The organism is Longirhabdus pacifica, from assembly GCF_004115085.1.
Taxonomy (GTDB): Bacteria; Bacillota; Bacilli; order Paenibacillales; family DSM-105158; genus Longirhabdus; species Longirhabdus pacifica.
Genome location: NZ_QXJP01000021.1, coordinates 45523 through 65394 on the forward strand (window position 1 = coordinate 45523; position 19872 = coordinate 65394).

16 protein-coding genes, 1 tRNA gene and 1 rRNA gene are annotated in these 19872 nt (G+C 36.8%); 1 reads left to right on the top strand and 17 read right to left on the bottom strand.

The window, feature by feature from the left end:
- Positions 1-107: 107 nt before the first annotated feature.
- Positions 108-1628: an LCP family protein gene (locus tag D1Z92_RS13775; RefSeq protein WP_128896252.1), complete on the top strand. Its 1521-nt coding sequence runs from the start codon at positions 108-110 to the stop codon at positions 1626-1628.
- Between the two features lie 95 nt (positions 1629-1723).
- On the opposite strand, the gene D1Z92_RS13780 is transcribed toward D1Z92_RS13775, so the two are convergent.
- The 17 genes from D1Z92_RS13780 to rrf form a co-directional block, all read right to left on the bottom strand.
- On the bottom strand, positions 1724-1879 hold the full coding sequence (locus D1Z92_RS13780; protein ID WP_240666743.1) for a small acid-soluble spore protein P: 156 nt from the start codon (positions 1877-1879) through the stop codon (positions 1724-1726).
- A gap of 18 nt (positions 1880-1897) precedes the next feature.
- Positions 1898-2230, bottom strand: a complete 333-nt coding sequence (locus D1Z92_RS13785; protein WP_128896253.1) for a hypothetical protein — start codon at positions 2228-2230, stop codon at positions 1898-1900.
- Between the two features lie 349 nt (positions 2231-2579).
- Positions 2580-2669: transfer RNA gene (locus D1Z92_RS13790), tRNA-Ser, on the bottom strand.
- Between the two features lie 66 nt (positions 2670-2735).
- The gene (gene serS / locus D1Z92_RS13795; RefSeq protein WP_128896254.1) at positions 2736-4013 is read right to left on the bottom strand and encodes a serine--tRNA ligase; all 1278 of its coding nucleotides are present in this window, start codon (positions 4011-4013) and stop codon (positions 2736-2738) included.
- A 93-nt stretch (positions 4014-4106) separates the two neighbouring features.
- A complete protein-coding gene (pdxT, locus tag D1Z92_RS13800; protein WP_128896255.1) occupies positions 4107-4670 on the bottom strand; it encodes a pyridoxal 5'-phosphate synthase glutaminase subunit PdxT in 564 nt (187 codons plus the stop codon).
- 26 nt (positions 4671-4696) lie between these two features.
- Positions 4697-5578, bottom strand: coding sequence for a pyridoxal 5'-phosphate synthase lyase subunit PdxS (gene pdxS / locus D1Z92_RS13805; RefSeq protein ID WP_128896256.1), 882 nt, complete (start codon positions 5576-5578; stop codon positions 4697-4699).
- A 134-nt stretch (positions 5579-5712) separates the two neighbouring features.
- Positions 5713-7062: a D-alanyl-D-alanine carboxypeptidase family protein gene (locus D1Z92_RS13810; protein ID WP_128896257.1), complete on the bottom strand. Its 1350-nt coding sequence runs from the start codon at positions 7060-7062 to the stop codon at positions 5713-5715.
- A gap of 179 nt (positions 7063-7241) precedes the next feature.
- The gene (guaB, locus tag D1Z92_RS13815; RefSeq protein ID WP_128896258.1) at positions 7242-8699 is read right to left on the bottom strand and encodes an IMP dehydrogenase; all 1458 of its coding nucleotides are present in this window, start codon (positions 8697-8699) and stop codon (positions 7242-7244) included.
- 178 nt (positions 8700-8877) lie between these two features.
- The gene (locus tag D1Z92_RS13820) at positions 8878-9438 is read right to left on the bottom strand and encodes a hypothetical protein (protein ID WP_128896259.1); all 561 of its coding nucleotides are present in this window, start codon (positions 9436-9438) and stop codon (positions 8878-8880) included.
- Positions 9439-9883: 445 nt separating this feature from the next.
- Positions 9884-11464, bottom strand: coding sequence for a phosphoenolpyruvate carboxykinase (ATP) (gene pckA, locus D1Z92_RS13825; RefSeq protein WP_128896260.1), 1581 nt, complete (start codon positions 11462-11464; stop codon positions 9884-9886).
- A 223-nt stretch (positions 11465-11687) separates the two neighbouring features.
- Complete coding sequence (aceA, locus tag D1Z92_RS13830; RefSeq protein WP_128896261.1) at positions 11688-12968, bottom strand: isocitrate lyase; 1281 nt, start codon at positions 12966-12968, stop codon at positions 11688-11690.
- 111 nt (positions 12969-13079) lie between these two features.
- Entirely contained in the window at positions 13080-14687 is a 1608-nt protein-coding gene (gene aceB / locus D1Z92_RS13835; RefSeq protein ID WP_128896262.1) for a malate synthase A, read from the bottom strand.
- A 343-nt stretch (positions 14688-15030) separates the two neighbouring features.
- Positions 15031-15573: a peroxiredoxin family protein gene (locus D1Z92_RS13840; RefSeq protein ID WP_128896263.1), complete on the bottom strand. Its 543-nt coding sequence runs from the start codon at positions 15571-15573 to the stop codon at positions 15031-15033.
- A gap of 5 nt (positions 15574-15578) precedes the next feature.
- Positions 15579-16148, bottom strand: a complete 570-nt coding sequence (locus D1Z92_RS13845; protein ID WP_164931628.1) for a MauE/DoxX family redox-associated membrane protein — start codon at positions 16146-16148, stop codon at positions 15579-15581.
- A 33-nt stretch (positions 16149-16181) separates the two neighbouring features.
- Complete coding sequence (locus D1Z92_RS13850; RefSeq protein WP_128896265.1) at positions 16182-17972, bottom strand: ABC transporter ATP-binding protein; 1791 nt, start codon at positions 17970-17972, stop codon at positions 16182-16184.
- A 210-nt stretch (positions 17973-18182) separates the two neighbouring features.
- Positions 18183-18659, bottom strand: a complete 477-nt coding sequence (locus D1Z92_RS13855) for a hypothetical protein (RefSeq protein WP_128896266.1) — start codon at positions 18657-18659, stop codon at positions 18183-18185.
- An 803-nt stretch (positions 18660-19462) separates the two neighbouring features.
- A 5S ribosomal RNA gene (gene rrf, locus D1Z92_RS13860) occupies positions 19463-19579 on the bottom strand.
- Between the last annotated feature and the right edge of the window lie 293 nt (positions 19580-19872).

Below are 19872 nucleotides of genomic sequence, written 5' to 3' on the forward strand. Positions count from 1 at the left end.
ACAAATCCCTTGTAACAAGAAGAAAAAATCAAAATAAAAAAATAAACAAAAAAAATAAAATTAATATAAAACGCGTGGCACTCATTACGGTTGTACTACTTTTTTCGATGACCTCATTTTTTGTATATCAGGTACTTTCCAAAATAGAAGAAACAAAAGTACCGAAAACAAATGCTGAAGGGGAAGTAATCAGTCAAGAAGAAGTACCAGAGATAAAAAATGATGAAGACTTTTACGCTTTAGTTTTTGGTATGGATTATAGAGAAGATTTGGTCATGTTTAATACAGATTCCATTATGGTCATTCACGCTATACCAAAAGAAGAAACGATAAAGCTCGTTTCCATCCCACGGGATCTATACTTAGCGAACAACGATAATTATTATTCAAAAATTAATTCTTTCTTTTATCAAGGATTTTCTTACGCTCAACAAAAAGGAAGACAGGATGACTCCTTCCTTACAGGTTCTACTGTAAATTTAGGCGGTAGCGAATATGATGAAATTTATGTAAGTACAGGCATGGCTTCTCTTAGAGAAGGTATAGAAGATTTATTAGATATTGAAATTTCACATACGGTGATGGTCAATTTCCAAACTGTCATTGATCTCATCGATGAAGTTGGTGGTGTTGAGATAGACGTACAGCGTTCCCTTATTTATCGCAACAAAAGTGACGGCACGGATATTGATATTGCAGCAGGTTTGCAAGTATTAGATGGAAAAGATGCATTAGGCTATGCCCGTCACAGAAAAGACGATAGAGGTTCAAGGTACTATTCCTCTGATTTCGAGCGAGGACTAAGACAGCAAGAAATCGTGGATGCATTAGCAGATGAATTGTTGTCGTGGGGAAGCGCAACAAAAGTAACAAGTTTATTAGATATTGTTAGTGATAATATTAAAACAGATATGAATATGAACGATATGTATAGTCTAATCACGACGCATTACAATACGTTCAACAGCAATTCTATTGTATCTATTCCGTTTCCTGAACAATATGCGAATGGTCAAGTCGTTATTTCTGATGATGAACTCTCAAAATTACGTTTATCGTTCCATGCTTTGGAACCAGATTACAGTATCGATCAGTTAGCATCTATTCCAGATGTAACAGATAACCCGAGTGCTTCGTTCCCAGCTTACACGCCTCCTGCGGTAGTAGAAGAGAAACAGGAAGAGGAAGTGAGCAATGAGGAAGAAAAGGAGTCGGAACAAGATAACAGCCAAGAAGATAATACAGAACAAGATGCGGAATCACAAGAAAATGATGAATCTAATGATGGTTACATCGAGGAAGATACTTCTTCCAACGACAATGTAGAAGATAATACGAATGACGAAGATATAAATGAAGCGGAATCTGAACAAGAAGGTTCTGATGAAAATAATGAGCAAACCGGGGATGAAACAACTTCAAATGAAGAGCAGAATACTAATAATGAAAATGACCAACCGTCATCTGCTCAAGATGAAGAAAATGAATTAGACCAACAGCAGAGCGAAAATAATGATCAAACAACAGAGGAAGATAAAAACGAGGAAGAAACAGAGTCTGAATCAGATGGAAGTGGAGATGGATACCTCATTGAGGATCCAGTTGAAGAAATAAATGCAGAATCATAATTCATTAAATTCACCATCATAAATTTGTAATGAATCAGTACTAAATGATATAAAACAGCGAAAGCAATTCACTTGCTTTCGCTGTTTTTGTATTACTAGGAACCTTCACTATGCTGTTTACTTCTGGAGTGGTTTGCTTTTTTCGTCTTTTTTGACCCTGACAACGGTGCTTGTCCGTGTTGTTGCTCTCCGTGGCTGCGGTTTGTTACTTCATGTGGATTATCTGGCATAATCATCTTTTCTGTATCCATCATAACCTCCATTGAGCCTTATATGTCGTGTTGTAGAGCCTGTGCACATTCGTGTATGTGCCGAACGTAATCCTTTATCATATGTTGCATCGTTTCGGAACGCTCATCTACTGTTACATTAGCTTGCTCGACATCAACGAGCTCCACTTTAACTTCTCTTTCATCAACATACGTACACTTGAAGTCAAACGAATGTTGATTTCTTCCCGCTGCATCAATGTGAATACGAAGCGCATTAGGATTAGAAGCATCTTGCACCACACTGCATCCATCACTGACATTTAACAAGCCAGGGAGTGTATGCTGCCACGATTGTTCTAGTGAATCCATATGATGAACTTGCTCTTGCATAGAGATGACACCTCCATCCTTTAATTTTTCGCTTCCGTCCTCTTTTTATACCGTTTCACACATATCCATTTTTATCGTTCAACCTGTGTAGTTTTATACAATAAGAAAAGGGAACCATCATAACAACATCAACATAGAATATGGACACCTCAGGAGGAACTCATTATAGCAAGTAGCAGGCGTTAAACCGTTAACAGGTACTATCTACGTATGTATAGCTTTATAGCTGGTGAGTGAGGAGAATAAACATATAAGAACTTGAATATGGAGGGCACAAAAAATCCTGTTGTGATAAGCAACAGGATTTTTATTATCGTAAACCTTACGGTTTTATGTATTTAATGTTATATGGCGGAGAGGGTGGGATTCGAACCCACGGAAGAGTCACCCCTTCGCTGGTTTTCAAGACCAGTGCCTTAAACCGCTCGACCACCTCTCCAAGACCTTGTCACACTTTGTAGTGACAAGGAGTATAATATCATATATTGACCTAAATAATCAAGTACTATTTTATTATTTTTTTTACATTTTGCATATAAGGTTGTAAAACATCCGGAATGACAATAGATCCATCCTCTTGCTGATAGTTCTCCATGATGGCTGCTACTGTTCTTCCAATAGCTAAACCAGATCCATTTAGTGTATGCAGAAATTCTGGTTTGCTCTGATTGTCTCTTCTAAAGCGAATGTTCGCCCTACGCGCTTGAAAAGACTCAAAGTTGCTACAAGAAGATATTTCTCTATACACTGCACTGTTTGGCATCCAAACTTCAATGTCGTACGTTTTAGCCGCTGAGAAGCCAGTATCTCCTGTACATAAGTTCATCACGCGATATGGAAGTTTCAACAACTGTAGTATTTTTTCACAGTGACTCAGAAGTTGTTCTAACGTTTCATAAGATGCTTCTGGTAGTGCATAATGAACGAGTTCTACTTTATTAAATTGATGCTGTCTAATAATTCCTCTCGTATCTCTGCCTGCGGAACCTGCTTCAGAGCGGAAGCATGCACTATAAGCTACAAATTTTTGCGGCAAGTTCTCCATACTTAAAATCTCATCACGGTAATAATTGGTGACTGGAACTTCCGCAGTTGGAACCATAAAATACTCTGTATCTTGTATTTTAAATGCATCCTCTTCAAACTTCGGTAACTGACCCGTACCAACCATACTATTGCGATGAACCATGAGCGGAGGTAGAATCTCCTCATACCCATGTTGCTCGCTATGTACATCCATCATGAATTGTATAAGCGCCCGTTCCAACCTTGCACCAAGTCCTCTATAAAAAACAAATCGTGATCCCGTCACTTTTGCTGCAGCTTCAAAATCGAGAATACCCAGATTCGTTCCTAGTTCCCAGTGAGGTTTAGGTTCAAAAGAAAATGTGGTTGTATCCCCCCATGTGCGATGCAATACATTGTCTTCTTCTGATGTTCCAATAGGGACAGAATCATGCGTGATGTTAGGAATGGAGAGCATAACCTGCTGTAGGTTTTCTTCTACCGTTCGTATTTGCTCATCTAATTGTTTGATTTGTGAAGAAACTTCTCTCATTTCAACAATCAGCGCTTCTGCATCTTCTTTCTTTTTCTTTTTTTGTGCCACTTGCTGTGAAACAATGTTTCTTTTATTTTTTAATTGCTCTGTCTCCTGCAATAATGCTCTTCTCTTTTCATCTTGTTCCGTAAACTGTGTAACCTCTGCAAGAGAGCCGCCGCGATGCTCCAACATTTTTTTTATATTTTCCATATCACTTCTAAGCTTTTTTATGTCCAACATAAAAGGAAAACCTCCTTATACAAACAACAAAAAATTAACAAGCACCTTAAAAAGGTGCTTTATAGGCTCTATAAAGATAATGCATGGATTTCATTACATCATCATATCAATAAAATATTGATGCACTGCCATGTTATTGGTGAGCTCTGGATGGAAAGAAGCCACAAGCAAATGATCTTGTCTAGCAGCTACAATTTGATCTTTATATCGGCATAAGATGTCTACATTTTCACCCACATTTTCAATTAAAGGGGCGCGTATAAACACTGCTCTAAACGGTTCATCCAACCCTTTGATATCAAGATCGGTTTCGAAGCTTTCACGCTGTCTGCCAAATGCATTTCGTTTCACTTCGATATCCATCAATTGCAAGTGTGCTTGTTCCTCGCCTATATGCTTAGCTAATATAATAAGACCTGCACACGTACCAAAAATTGGCTTTTTTTGTTCAGAAAACTGCTTTAATGCATCGATAAAACCATACGTTTTCATCAGTTTTCCAATCGTGGTACTTTCTCCACCTGGAATAATCATGCCATCTAAATCAGCTAACTGCTCTACCCGCTTTACTGCGACTCCTTTAGCCCCAGCGAGTTCAATCATACGAATATGCTCCGCTACTGCTCCTTGTAAAGCTAAAACACCAATTACTTTCATCGTGACCTCTTTCTCCAAGCTACAAATTAGATTCCGCGATCTTGCATTCGCTCAGCTGCATTTAAGTCGGATATTTCTATCCCTTTCATCGGTGCACCTAAATTTCTAGATACATCAGCAATTAATTTATAATCATCGTAATGTGTTGTCGCTTCTACGATTGCTTTTGCAAACTTCTCAGGATTGTCAGACTTGAATATGCCTGATCCTACAAATACACCGTCAGCGCCTAAATACATCATTAATGCTGCATCAGCAGGTGTAGCAACGCCTCCCGCTGCAAAATTCACGACTGGAAGCTTCCCATTTTCATGAATGTTAAGCACCAAATCGTAAGGTGCTCCAAGGTTTTTAGCATAAGTCATTAACTCATCTTTATGCATGTTTTGAATATGTCTGATTTGAGAATTAATGATACGCATATGACGAACCGCTTCTACGATGTTACCCGTACCTGGTTCTCCTTTCGTACGCATCATCGCTGCACCTTCTCCAATACGACGCAATGCTTCTCCGATATCTTTCGCTCCACATACAAATGGAACGGTAAATTGTGTTTTATCTATATGATACACTTCATCAGCTGGTGTAAGCACTTCACTTTCATCAATGTAGTCTACACCTAGTGATTCCAACATTTTCGCTTCTACAAAATGTCCAATACGTGCTTTCGCCATGACTGGAACTGAAACAGATTTCACTACTTCCTCGATAATAGTCGGATCTGCTGTCCTTGCTACACCACCAGATGCGCGAATTTCGGATGGAATTCTTTCCAAAGCCATCACTGCGCAAGCCCCTGCAGCCTCAGCAATTTTCGCTTGTTCTGCGTTCATCACATCCATGATGACGCCACCTTTTTGCATTTCTGCCATACCTCTTTTTACTACCGTTGTTCCTGTTTCCAATCGAAAGACCTCCCGTCATGATATACTAACATCTCATTTTACAATAAACACTATATTTAAACAACTATTACTGCTGAATACGCTTGTTTTACTGCCCTGATTTGAAGGACATTTCTTTCATATTTAGAATGGAATTAAAATAAATTTTTTACTCCTTCAAAAATATCGACAAAGAAGTTTTTAATTGCTCTCAAAAAGAGTCTAAACCATCCCGCTTTTTCTACTTCTTCTTCAGCAATAAGGTTTACTGTCTCTACAATTTCACCACTTGGTGAAGTATACTTTACGGTTACGGTACCTACTTTTTGTCCCGTTTCGATAGGAGCTACAATATCTTCAGGTAATGCCACTGCTTCAATGGTAACATCCGTTGCTTCATCAAACTGCTTCCCTACCAACAACGTAATGCTCGTCTCAGTTACTACTGGGACTTTTGTTTCTACGCCTTTTTTAATTTCCACTTCTGTCAATTGTTCTAACGTAGACTTTGCTTTCACTATCGTTTTCTTTTCAAAATTATTAAACCCGTAATCGAGTAACTTTTTCGTTTCTCTAAATCTTTCTGGTTCTGATCCAGCACCCATTACTACACTAATGAGGCGCATGCCATCTCGTTCTGCTGTCCCTGTAAAGCAGTATCCTGCCTCATCTGTATGACCTGTCTTCAAGCCATCTAAACCTTCATATGCAAATTCTGTGAAGTTGTTGTTGTACTCTTTCCAACCTTCCAACATCCAATTCCAATTGACCATTTTTAATGAAGTAGGATCACTTTCTACGACATTCGCCTCTGTAATACTGGTTGTTTCTAACACTTCAGGAAAATCTACAATTAAGTTTCTAGCCAATAATGCTGCATCATTCGCGGTTAATAATGTCTCACCAGGAACATTGGGGACGTTTGGCGCCAATGCACTATACTCTCTTAATTCACTGTTATTCAAACCAGTAGAGTTAGCAAAATAAGTTTGATCTGATAATCCCAATTCCTTTGCTTTGCTATTCATCATATTCACAAACTGTTCTTCCGTGCCAGCAATAGCTTCCGCCAAAGCGATGGATGCATCATTGCCGGAGTATATAGCCAACTGTCTGTATACATCTTTGACCGTATATTGTCTACCTTCTGCAAGCTGCTGTCCAGAACCTATCATATCACTAGCATATTTACTAATGGTAATCGTTTGTTCCCATGCTAACTGACCGTTAGCAACACTTTCTAATAGAAGGTATTCCGTCATCATCTTACTCATACTTGCTGGTGGTAATGCTGCATCTGCATTTTTAGCATATAGTATTTGTCCTGTCATGGCATCCATCAAGACAGCTGATTTTAATTCATCGCTAACGACTGTAATGTCGGTTTGAGCTTGTACATGATGAGTTTGAAAAAAAGAAGATAGCAAAAACATATGTAATAGTTGAAATATTAATACAGTCGCGGTTATTTTTTTCCATTTTGTTTTATTAAAAATTTTATTCATTCTCTCTCACTTCCCATTAATTCAATTATGTGTGTTTTTCATGGTGCAAAGTATACTTCTCATTTTGTTGGTAAAACAGTTGCGAAACAGTTATGATCCACATTATTTTAACATATTGATAGGTACAAAAAAAGCAGGGAAACAATTCCGTTTCTCTGCTCTCTAGCTTACATTTTATTTTATAGGGAATAGTTTGGTGATTCTTTCGTAATTTGTACATCGTGCGGATGACTTTCTTTCAATCCTGCTCCCGTTATTTTCACAAATTTCGTTTCTTCTTTCAGCACATGAATATTTGCCGCACCGCATAATCCCATGCCAGAACGTAATCCACCAATGAGTTGGAATATGACATCGGATAAAGGTCCTTTATACGCAACTCTTCCTTCTATACCTTCTGGAACGAGTTTCGATTCATCCTGTTGGAAGTATCTATCTTTACTTCCTTTTTTCATGGCGCCTAATGATCCCATGCCTCGATATACTTTAAATCTTCTGCCTTGGAAAATCTCCGACTCCCCTGGACTCTCTTCTGTTCCTGCGAACATGCTGCCAATCATGACAGCACTTGCTCCTGCTGCTATTGACTTTGTGATGTCCCCAGATAATTTAATACCACCGTCTGCAATGACAGGGATGTTATATTTCCTTGCTGCTGTTGCACAATCGTAAATAGCAGTAATTTGAGGTACACCTACTCCTGCAATCATTCGCGTCGTACAAATGGAACCTGGCCCAATTCCCACTTTAATGATGGACGCTCCTGCTTCGATCAAATCAATCGTTCCCTCCGCTGTTGCAACGTTTCCAGCGATAATAGGTAGCTCCGGATATTGAGCACGCATTTCACGAACCAGATTAACAACGTTAATATGATGTCCATGAGAAGAGTCGATCGTAATAACATCTGCTCCTGCTTCCAATAGCGCAGCGGTTCTTTCAAATGTATCTTTACCTATACCCACTGCCGCGCCTACTAACAATCTTCCCTGTTCATCTTTTGCAGCACTAGGAAATTGAATCGCTTTTTCAATATCTTTAATAGTAATGAGACCTTTAAGGTGCATTTCTTCATCTACTATCGGTAATTTTTCAATTTTATGCTTTTGTAAAATGACCTCTGCTTCTTCCAACGTAGTTCCAGTTGGAGCTGTTACTAGGTGTTCGGTCGTCATCACATCTCGAATAAGAATGTTGTAATCATGAATAAAACGAAGATCACGATTCGTTAATATACCGACTAATTTCTTCGCTTCATCAACGATAGGGACACCTGAGATGCGGTATTTACTCATTAAATGTTCTGCATCCGTTACCGTATGTTCTGGATTTAAGGAGAAGGGGTTTGTAATAACTCCACTTTCAGAGCGCTTTACTCGATCCACTTCTTCCGCTTGCTGCTCAATGGACATGTTTTTATGTATAATACCAAGTCCACCTTCTCTTGCAATGGAAATAGCCAGCTTTGATTCCGTTACAGTGTCCATAGCTGAACTTATAAATGGTATATTTAATTTTAATTTATTGTGTAATTGGGTAGAAACATCAATTTGTTTCCCATAAACATTAGACTCTCTAGGTACTAATAGTACATCATCAAACGAAAGTCCTTCCTTTTGAAACTTTGCCTCCCACACAACATAAGCCCCCTTTTTGTTGTTTATTCATTAGATAGTCCAAAATATATTATTGCCATATTAACAATGGTCATTTTGCCTGTCAACATTTTTCTAAAAAAAATAACGCTAAGTATTTTATACTCAGCGTTAAGATGATTTCATCTTTGTTATTTCATATGCTTAAGATGTGTCAGATTTAATATGTGTATTCAATGAGTAATTTAAAATCCTTGACTGTTGCGCCTGTGAATTGATTTGTAAAAATTCTTTCACAAGTAAAAGAAACAAACCAAGTATCGATCACAGGTGCGCCGTTAAATGTATTTATCGTTCCATACTGTCTAGAGGAAGAAGGCATTTCTACACTTGAATATTTAGGATAGATCCCATCTAACTCATTTGCCACTTGCAACCTATAATTGTAAGTGTAATTCACGACTCCAGTACGTGATGCTGTCACTTTAATCGCAGACACTTTAGCATTGTCTGGAATTCCAAGACTAGTTACATTTACGATTTTCGGATCTGCTTGACATATTTTATCTGTTCCTCTGAAAAATCCATTTATGGTTCCTGCACTGTACTCTTTACTTCCTGAAAATGAAGCTAAATCAGCCATACTCACTTCTACTGTACCACTTCTAACTTGTGATTGTTCCATTGACGTTGCCTCTATTGCTTTGTCCTCTGCAAACACAGTACTAGACATCGAAAATATTAAAGTTAACGATAATAGCATAACCATCGTTTTTTTCATTACTGTCCCTCATTCCTATATTTTTTAATCACAACTTTTTTATTTCGTTAAAGCTTTACTAACAACACGTAAATCTACTAAATTACTGATCTAGAAAAACCTCCTCCTCCCTATGATGTACTGAAGTAAATATATATAAAGGTCTTTACTACAAGATAATAAAACATTTGTATCATAGCATATGTTTGTCATAATTATTGACTACATCTCATTATCTATGGATGTTAACATTTAAATTATTTGTATTTAAATTTCTAATATATTACATGTTAATAATATCAATATTTTCTATATGTTTCAACTAAAAATAGGTTGATAGTCTATATATTTTTCAATATAAATATGTTTAACCATAGTTGTGGTGCCATAAAAAAGAAGCCTCCATATTCTTATTTCGAAATATGACAGACTTCTTTTACAATCTTATACAATAGTAAGTTTGATGTTATGCCATCGTCTTCAATCTAGGTCCTGCTTCTGCAATGTTTTTGGCATCCGGAAATTTATGATTAAAATTATTTATAAACTGCTTTGCCAGTTGAATCGCTTGTTTATCATAAGCCTCTTTATTTTCCCACGTTTCCCTTGGTAACAATACTTCTTTCGGTGCTCCTGGACATGTAGTTGGAATTTGTAAGCCAAAGATAGGATCTGTTACAAAGGATGCATGTTCAAGTTCTCCAGATAATGCAGCTGTTACCATGGCTCTCGTGTATTTTAACTTCATACGATGTCCCGTGCCCACAGCGCCACCTGTCCACCCTGTATTAATTAAATACACTTTTACATCGTGATCATTAATTTTTTGACCTAGCATTTCTGCATAAACAATAGGATGCATAGGCAAAAATGGTGCTCCAAAACAAGTGGAAAACTCAGCTTCTGGTTCGGTTACTCCTCGCTCTGTTCCTGCCATCTTACTCGTGTAACCAGATAGGAAATGATACATGGCTTGTTCTTTCGTTAATCTAGATACTGGTGGTAACACCCCTGTTGAATCCGCTGTTAAAAAAATAATCGTATCCGGGCTTTTTCCAACACTAGGGATAACTGCGCCCGGTATCGCTTCTATTGGGTATGCCGCACGAGTGTTTTCCGTATATAAGCTTGAATCATAGTTTGCTGTTCTGGTGGATGGGTGTACTTCCACATTTTCTAAAACGGTTCCAAAACCGATTGCCCTCCAGATTTGAGGTTCTCCTTCTTCGGACAGGTGAATACATTTAGCATAGCATCCACCTTCGATATTAAAAATACCATCTTCACACCATCCGTGCTCATCATCACCAATTAAACGGCGCTCAGGATCAGCAGATAGCGTCGTTTTTCCTGTCCCACTTAAGCCAAAAAATAAAGCGGTGTCACCATCTTTCCCTACGTTGGCAGAACAGTGCATAGATAAAACGTTTTTTCTAGGCAACAAATAATTCATGACAGTAAAAATAGATTTTTTCATTTCTCCTGCATATTCGGTTCCACCAATAAGAACGATATTTTTTTCGAAATGAATAGTGATGAATGTTTCTGAACGAGTACCATGTTTTTGTGGGTTTGCTTTAAAGGTAGGAACATAGATGACTTTAAATTGTGGAGTGTGGTGTTTCAATTCTTCCTCAGATGGCTTAATAAACAATTGAGCAGCAAATAAATTGTGCCATGCATATTCGGTGATGACTCTGAGTGGTAATCTATACTGTTCATCTGCTCCAGCGAATCCATCAAATACGAAACTTTGTTTTGCTGTCAAATGAGATAGCAAATCCGAATACAGTGTGTCAAAATGATGCTGCGACATAGGCTGATTTACTTTTCCCCAGTCAATTAAACCGTCTACGGAAGGTTCATCCACGATAAATTTATCTTTTGGAGAACGTCCCGTATATTTACCAGTTAATGCGTTGATGGCTCCTACATTCGTTAACTCCCCTTCTTTCTGCTGCACAGCTATTTCCATTAGTCTTGCTACAGGCAAGTTAAAATGCACATTCTCGTGACCAAGAACATCCTCCAATTGCTGGACTGTCATCTTTTCATCTCCTTCCTAACCATTGATTTAACCATGTTCTAATGAATTGCCCCCAATTATCTCGAACATATAATATTATTATGATACGTAAATAACTGAATCGTCAATTTATTATAAATATTTAAAATGCTATAAAAATATTTGATGAGGCGAAGATGGATTTTTTCCTCGCCTCTATCTGGTTTCGTGCTCTATATATTCATTTATGAATACGCTTTATTTTTTATACTTTTGTAAACTGTTCCTCTTCTGTTGATCCTGTTAAAGCGGTAGTAGATGACTTCCCGCCAGATATTACTTGTGTTACTTCATCAAAGTATCCTGTTCCTACTTCTCGTTGATGGCGAGTTGCAGTATATCCATTTTGTTCTGTACTAAATTCTGCTTGTTGTAGTTCAGAATATGCTGCCATCCCTCTATCTTTATATTTTCTTGCTAGTTCGAACATACTGTAATTCAGTGCATGGAATCCAGCCAATGTTACGAACTGAAATTTATAACCCATTTCCCCTAATTTTTCTTGAAATTCTGCTATGTCTTCGTCATTGAGCTTTTTTTTCCAATTAAATGATGGGGAGCAGTTGTATGCCAACAATTTACCTGGGAATCTCTCATGAATAGCATCTGCAAAACGTTGAGCTTCTTCTAAGTTAGGCTCAGATGTCTCACACCAAATTAAATCCGCATAAGGTGCATATGCTAATCCCCTGGCAATCGCAGTATCTAACCCGCCTTTTAATCGGAAGAATCCTTCTGGTGTCCTTTCTCCCGTTAAGAACGCTTGATCACGATCATCGATATCACTTGTGATCAGTTGTGCAGCATTTGCATCCGTTCTTGCTATGATGACTGTTGGTACGCCCATTACATCCGCAGCAAAACGAGCCGAAATTAAGTTTCTCACCGCTGCTTGTGTTGGAATGAGCACTTTACCGCCCATATGCCCGCATTTTTTCTCCGAAGCTAGTTGATCTTCAAAGTGTACGCCTGCAGCTCCAGATTCAATCATCCCTTTCATCAGTTCGAAAACATTCAATGGACCTCCAAAGCCTGCTTCAGCATCCGCTACGATTGGTGCAAACCAATACAAATCATCTAGTTCTTCATTATGATGAATTTGGTCCGCACGTTGCAGCGCTTGGTTGATTCGTTTTACCACATGCGGTACACTATTAGCGGGGTATAAACTTTGATCAGGATACATTTGACCAGCGAGATTTGCATCTGCAGCGACCTGCCAACCGCTTAGATATATAGCTTTTAATCCCGCTTTCACTTGTTGTACTGCCTGATTACCAGTTAATGCCCCTAGTGCTTTCACATGATGCTCATGGTTAATGAGTTCCCATAAACGTTCTGAGCCGAGTCTGGCTAACGTATGTTCAATTTGAATAGAACCACGAAGACGAACAACATCTTCTGCTGTATATCCTCTTTCGATTCCTTTCCATCTCTCTGATTTCCAATTTTCCTGCAATTGTTTTGCCTGCTCTGCTCTGTTCATCCTTACACACTCTCCTATACATTTTATTAGGGAGCTGCCGCTCCTCAAGGTTACAGCAGCTCTTTGAATATATTTGTTACACCCATGCATCAAATCATGAGAGAATAACGATTAATGTAGATACTCGTAACCTGGTAAAGTTAAAAATTCTTCGAATTGATCATTTTCAATCAATTGAATAAATAATTTTTTTGCAATATCAAACTTTCCAGCTTTATATTTCTCCATACCGTAAAACTGTTGTACTTTATCCAATTCTTCTTCTATGAATTGATGTACAAGTTCTAATGATACGTTTCTACCATCAGACAAGATGCCTTTTGGATGTCTAATCCACTGCCATACCTGTGCCCTGGATATTTCTGCTGTCGCTGCATCCTCCATTAAGTGAAATAACGGTACAGCACCGTAGCCTCTAAGCCACGCCTCGGTATACTGTATGCCAATGCTAATGTTCATACGTAAACCTTGCTCTGTTATTTCTCCTTCTGGCACTGCTAACAGCTCACTTGCTGTCACCTGTACGTCTTCTCTCTTTTTATGAAGTTGGTTAGGAGTAGACATATATTGATCGAAAGCTTGTTTTGCAACCGGGACTAATCCAGGATGTGCAACCCAACTCCCATCATGTCCATCTCGTGCTTCTCTTTCTTTATCCAGTCTTACTTTCTCCATTGCATCTTCATTTTTGATAGGATCGCTCTTAACAGGAATTTGTGCTGCCATTCCTCCCATTGCAAAAGCATTCCGTTTATGACATGTTTTTATCGTATGGAGCGTATACGCTCTCATGAAAGGAACAGTCATCGTAACGAGTGCACGATCAGGTAGAATGTACTGTTCATGGTTTCTTAATTTTTTGATATAACTAAAAATATAATCCCATCTACCGCAATTCAGGCCTGCACTATGATCGCGTAGCTCATATAATATCTCATCCATTTCAAACGTTGCTAAAATGGTTTCGATGAGTACCGTTGCTTTAATTGTTCCTTGTGGAACATTCAATTTCTTTTGTGCCATAATGAAAATATCATTCCAGAGACGAGCTTCGAGATGTGTTTCAAGTTTTGGAAGGTAGAAGTATGGACCTGATCCATGATTAATGAGGTATTGTGCGTTATGGAACATAAATAGTCCAAAGTCTAGCATACTAGCTGATATCGGTTCATCATCTACGATGATATGTTTTTCAACTAAATGCCAACCACGTGCACGTACGAGGAGGGTAGCTACTTCATCCTTTAATTCGTATTTTTTCCCACTATCATTTACGAATGAAATGGTTTTGCGAATAGCATCACGTAAATTAATTTGACCTCCGATTGTATTGTCCCACGTTGGGGAGTTTGCATCTTCGAAGTCAGCCATAAATGAGTTAGCTCCAGAATTGAATGCGTTGATGACCATTTTACGGTCTCCTGCTGGACCTGTAATTTCAACACGCCTGTCTTCTAGATCTTTCGGTACAGGAGCAACCGTCCATCTTCCTTTACGAATATGTTCCGTTTCAGGTAAAAAATCTGGTAGTTTACCTGCCTGAATTTCTTCATATTTCTTGTCTCTTAATTGTAATAATTGTGTTCTTCTACTTAAAAATGTCCGATGCAATGCTGCCACAAACTCCAACGCCTCGGTCGTTAATATTTCCGCATAACCCTCTTTCAACTCACCTGTAATTTGGACCCCTGGCGGACAGTCAATTAATTGCTGATTCATATCTTTCACCCTCTCTCAATTAGCAATCTGTTATATAACAGTTTTGTTTTATGTTTTGTATTATAATACAGATTGTTATAGGAAATCAATTCATTTTATAAAATTAACTACATCTTCATTAACTTAATTTATTTATTTGTTCTATTCTTTCCATTATTTTTTTTTATATGGAAGTTGTCACATGAAGATAAAGTCATGATTTTATATCGTTAAACACAAAAAAACAACCACTCTAAATCAACATAAAGTGGTTGTTTTTCTATTTTCATCTAAGATGAACTATTACTATGAACCGTTGTATTTTTCATATCCATCTTGCTTTGCGACAAAGATTTTTACGAAGTTACGAAGCTTTTCCATACTGTTCTTTTAATTCATTAACCTGATCATCTAGAGTGTAATTATCTACAATATAATTGATCTTTCCTGATTCTTTATCCACTCCGATAATAGTAGGAACTTTAGTAATAAAATAAATCTCTCTAATTTCTTCAGAATAAATGTAATGAACATTAGGGAGTTGATGCATCTCATCTTTATCATAAAGTTCATCCGTCATAATAATGATTCGATCGTCTAGTTGTTGCCTTATGTCTGGAATTTTAGCTAATACTTCCTGACATGTGGAACAAGTACGTTTTGAAAAGATAATCATCGTTCTATCCGTTGGATGATCCATTAGTTTAATGATGTCATCATGTTGATCTTTTGCTCTAAAAAGTGGCGCCTCTTGATTTACTCTTAATGCAATTTCTTCTACTTTTAGTGCTGTTACTCTAAAACGATTCAAAAATTCAAATATGGTTTTAGCTAACCATATCATAAATGCAAATTGCAGAATCATAAATACCCATAAACCGATATGAGAAAGGAGTGACCATGTCATGTGTTTCACCTCACGCTTAGATTTTTTGTTACTTCCGCAACTTTTTTAAGGCTAGTCATATAGTAAATCGAAACAACTGTTGTGATGGTTATTAAAAAAACGATAAAAAATATAGGTGGGTAGATTTGTGATAATGAGTTTCCAGATCCAAGTAAATCTAAGTTTCCAATCACGCCTGTATTGCTCATTAACATAATAGTAAGGGCAATCATTGCTGTATTTCGTAATACTAGCCACCATGATAATTGGTGATTTCCTAGTACTCCACCACATCCACAAGAAATTTCTTTGTTTCCTCTTATAAGATTTATTGAGATTGCTGTGGCGTACATGCATAACAATGCGATGATAAAAACATAACCTATCGTGTGTTGAAAACCCACCGCTAAACATAGTACAGCTAAAAACTCTATCCCTATATTCGTCCAAGCAAATACTTTTACCATGGAGTCAGGGATAATGTCATAAGCTTTGATGATCGCAATATGCTCATCAATATTTTTCCACTTTTCATAAGCTGTGCTGAAAAACATAATCACGATTAAAAACTTAGCGATTAGCCATATATATTCCAAGTTCATTCCTCCTTTCGTAAATGCAACAACTTGTTATGCATACCATTTTGCTTGCATATTAAACATGCGATAATATTCTTGTCTTTTATTTATCAATTCTTCATGTGTACCAACTTCCAACAATTTACCCTCTTTCATGACAAAAATTCTGTCTGCCATTTTAGCTGCTGCCATTCGATGTGAAATAAATAATGTTGTTTTGTCCGCTGATAAATTTTTGAATTGATTAAATACTTCAAGTTCGGTCTGTGGGTCCAGTGCAGCTGTTGGCTCATCTAGAACGACAATCTTTGCTTCTCTGTATAGCGCTCTCGCCATTGCAATTCTTTGCCACTGTCCACCAGATAAATCTTCTCCTTCAAATAAAAACTTACCTAGTCTTGTTTCATATTTATCTGGAAGTTGTTGAACAAACGTATCCACACCAGTTTGCTCAGCTACTCTTTTCAACTTTGCGTCGTCTTCTTCTTGCTCTATGTCACCAAATACGATATTTTCTTTCACGGTATACGCATAAGTCGTAAAATCTTGAAAAATAACGGTCGTATTTCGATATAAATCTTGCTTATCTATCGTTTCTATCTCTACATCATCAAATGTAATGGTGCCTTTACTGATTGGATAGAGTCCCATCAAGCATTTGACCAATGTGGTTTTACCAGAACCATTTTCCCCTACTATAGCTATTTTTTCACCAGGTTTAATATGAAAACTAACATCATCTAATACTTTTTTACTGCTACCTGGGTAAGTAAAGCTTATATTTTTTACTTCTATACCTTTATACAATGAACTAGGAAACGAAGTAGGATTTTCAATTTGTTTCGGGTTATACTCTTTTTGCTCATATTCTAGAAATTTGAATAAATCATCGATGTAAAGAAACTGTTCGTAAATACTTGCCAAAGAAAAAGAAATAATGTTCATTGAAGTTTGCGCACCTTGAATAGCTTGGCCCATGGTAACAAATTGTCCGATTCCTATTTTTGATGTTTTCAATAACCATACAACAATGAGGGCACATCCACTATAAATAATGGCGGTAAACGTCTCTAATCCTAAATTTGCAACTTTCTCCCTTTTTATCAGCTTAAACATTTGGTTGTTGTTCAACCAATAAATCTTTTTCCATCTATTTATTAAATAGTTTCCGAGTGAAAAAATACGAACTTCTTTGGATGCATCTCTATCATTTAAAAGTGCACTCGTATAACTGGCTTCTCTTGCTGCTGGTGTTTGAAAACGCATTAGATGAAATTTTGCACTACCGTATTTTGCTTGAATCCTATAAATAGGAACTGCTGCTACCAAGCTCAATATTGCAATACTCCAGTGTATAGTGAATAAAAAGAATAAGTAAGATCCTAGTGTAATGATACTTCTTCCAATTTCTAATACACTTCTCACCGGCCCCATTACGCGATTCCCATAATCTCCTCTAATTCTTTCTAAATGATGATAAAAATCAGGAAGTTCAAAGTAAGTAAGAGGAACACGTATGGATTTTAGCGAAACTTTCTTGCTAAAGTAATAATCTAAACGTATTTCTGTATATGTATCTAGTAAACCTGTGAGCATACTGAGCATGGATTTAAAAAATACTATAGCAAATTCAAGTAAAATAAGAACGATAATCGTATTAATATCACTGCCTTGAGCACCCTGTACATATGCAGCCACTTCATCAATTAATTCTTTCGTAATGTATAAGGTAGCTAACGGCAATAATCCCTCGATGATTCTCACTAATATAGAAAAAGTAAACCATAATTTACTACGTTGCCAAATAACTTTAAATAGTGAAATAAAAACAGTTGTATTCATCTCATGTCATTCCTTTATATGCAAGTTGAAAAAATAATGAATTTATTTCATGTATGGAGTGATTAGTAAACTACCATTTCTCCAACTTATTTAGAAGATACAATAAGCCTCCTTTGTTGAATGAGCTATCATAAATTATGAGCTAAACTTGTAAGATGTTTTAATGTAAATGAATTTAAGTTAAATTTTTATAGTACTCTGTTTCACCTCTTACCCCTCTGGTACTAATTCTCTAGAAGAAAGTTGATTTTGCTGATTTTCTTTCATTAAATTTTGATAAAAATTGATAATGTGTTGTGGTGTAGTGGCATTGTGTACTATACCGTGCTCTGAATGCATAAGTATAAAATATGGAAAAAACTGAATACGTAACTTTTTAGCCATTTCTTTGTTTATCGGAATATTAATAAACTTGTCTTCAAAATGTGTCGAGTACTTTAATACATCAGACTCCTTTTCAACTTCCAACATATTGATATGAGGAAGATTAACATCATCGTTGTATACTAACAATTCTTCTATCCCCGGAAAACATGCTGAACAAGTAGATGATGTAATGGACAGAATCCAGTAATCTTCATTTGGCAGATGCTCATCAGGTAACCATTGATTTATATTCGATAGTTCACCCATATTAGGTAGATACTTTTCAAATGCAGATGTTGAATAATCAGGCACTGGATTCATAAAAGACACTTCTTTTATCAGCTTTTTCAGTGTTCTATAGAAAACTAGTACAAGAACTATTACCGTCGAGTACATGATTAAGAGCATTATACTGATCATAATTATCCATTCCTCTTCTATTAAAATAAATCAAATAAGCTCATTACAGTATCAAACTATGTATGCAGCCTCCTTTTTGTCATTGAAATGTTATAAACTTAAGACGAAAAATTAAACATTAACTAAAAACTATTCATAAAAGTAATTAAAATAATTAATTTAATTAATTTTTGATTAATCAGAATTTTAACATATGTTTAAAATAATAACAACTACTGAAGTGATTGTTCCATAAAAATTTTACACCCTTTAAATTAGTTTTAATTAACATTTACACATTTACAGATTTACAGGATAAAAATATATTATGTTAATAAACACTAACAACCATTACAAAGGTAAACCTCGTGAAAAATATTACCTTCACTATTAAATAAAACAATAGCAACTAATTTTGTATAATTTTCATCGTTTTGTTAAGCATGCTATTAGCACTATACTTAACTTCATGTAATAATATACGGAGGTGAAGTTTAATGACAATAAGAAAATCAGCTGGTAATTCTGTCAATCAGTTTGGTAGTGGATTTGGCGGTTATGGTGCTGGTATGAAAGGATATAGACTTCCAGTTAGAAGACACCGCCGCGTAGTAGTTAGAAGAATTGAAAGAGCGCTTATAAGAAGACTTTTGAAGTGTCTATAATCATCAGTAAACTATTGATTATACAAAAAACCGTCTCGATATGAGACGGTTTTTACTGTTGCTTGGCAACGTCCTACTCTCCCAGGACCCTTCGGTCCAAGTACCATCGGCGCTAGAGGGCTTAACGGTCGTGTTCGGTATGGGAACGCGTGGTTCCCCTCTGCCATCATCACCAAACTTTTTTCGAAGCATTGCTTCGATGTGTATTCAGCAAGAAAAAAGTGTCCATCTAAAAGATCCAATAGCTTGCTTGAATAAAAAGTGAGTTTTGCATCAGCAAAATCTCATTCATTTGAGAGTCATGTACCCTCAAAACTGAAAGTGAAAGAAGAAGTGTTACGTTGTTTCTTCGTAGCGTTGCTTTAAGGTAAACCTTATTAGCCCGGATCAGTGAAACTACGTTTCACTTTTTTCCTCTTGCTTACGAAGTGGTTTTAAACTTTGTTTAAAACCTGTAGATAAAGACCTAG

Bases quoted from the DNA above. Each gene is read 5' to 3' on its own strand.
- D1Z92_RS13785 (WP_128896253.1), bottom strand. From the start codon at position 2,230: ATGCAAGAGCAAGTTCATCATATGGATTCACTAGAACAATCGTGGCAG.
- D1Z92_RS13820 (WP_128896259.1), bottom strand. From the start codon at position 9,438: ATGAAAAAAACGATGGTTATGCTATTATCGTTAACTTTAATATTTTCG.
- D1Z92_RS13775 (WP_128896252.1), top strand. From the start codon at position 108: ATGACCTCATTTTTTGTATATCAGGTACTTTCCAAAATAGAAGAAACA.
- D1Z92_RS13810 (WP_128896257.1), bottom strand. From the start codon at position 7,062: ATGAATAAAATTTTTAATAAAACAAAATGGAAAAAAATAACCGCGACT.
- D1Z92_RS13855 (WP_128896266.1), bottom strand. From the start codon at position 18,659: ATGAATCCAGTGCCTGATTATTCAACATCTGCATTTGAAAAGTATCTA.
- D1Z92_RS13850 (WP_128896265.1), bottom strand. From the start codon at position 17,972: ATGAATACAACTGTTTTTATTTCACTATTTAAAGTTATTTGGCAACGT.
- D1Z92_RS13780 (WP_240666743.1), bottom strand. From the start codon at position 1,879: ATGGATACAGAAAAGATGATTATGCCAGATAATCCACATGAAGTAACA.
- aceB (WP_128896262.1), bottom strand. From the start codon at position 14,687: ATGAATCAGCAATTAATTGACTGTCCGCCAGGGGTCCAAATTACAGGT.
- D1Z92_RS13840 (WP_128896263.1), bottom strand. From the start codon at position 15,573: ATGACATGGTCACTCCTTTCTCATATCGGTTTATGGGTATTTATGATT.
- pckA (WP_128896260.1), bottom strand. From the start codon at position 11,464: ATGACAGTCCAGCAATTGGAGGATGTTCTTGGTCACGAGAATGTGCAT.
- pdxT (WP_128896255.1), bottom strand. From the start codon at position 4,670: ATGAAAGTAATTGGTGTTTTAGCTTTACAAGGAGCAGTAGCGGAGCAT.
- aceA (WP_128896261.1), bottom strand. From the start codon at position 12,968: ATGAACAGAGCAGAGCAGGCAAAACAATTGCAGGAAAATTGGAAATCA.
- serS (WP_128896254.1), bottom strand. From the start codon at position 4,013: ATGTTGGACATAAAAAAGCTTAGAAGTGATATGGAAAATATAAAAAAA.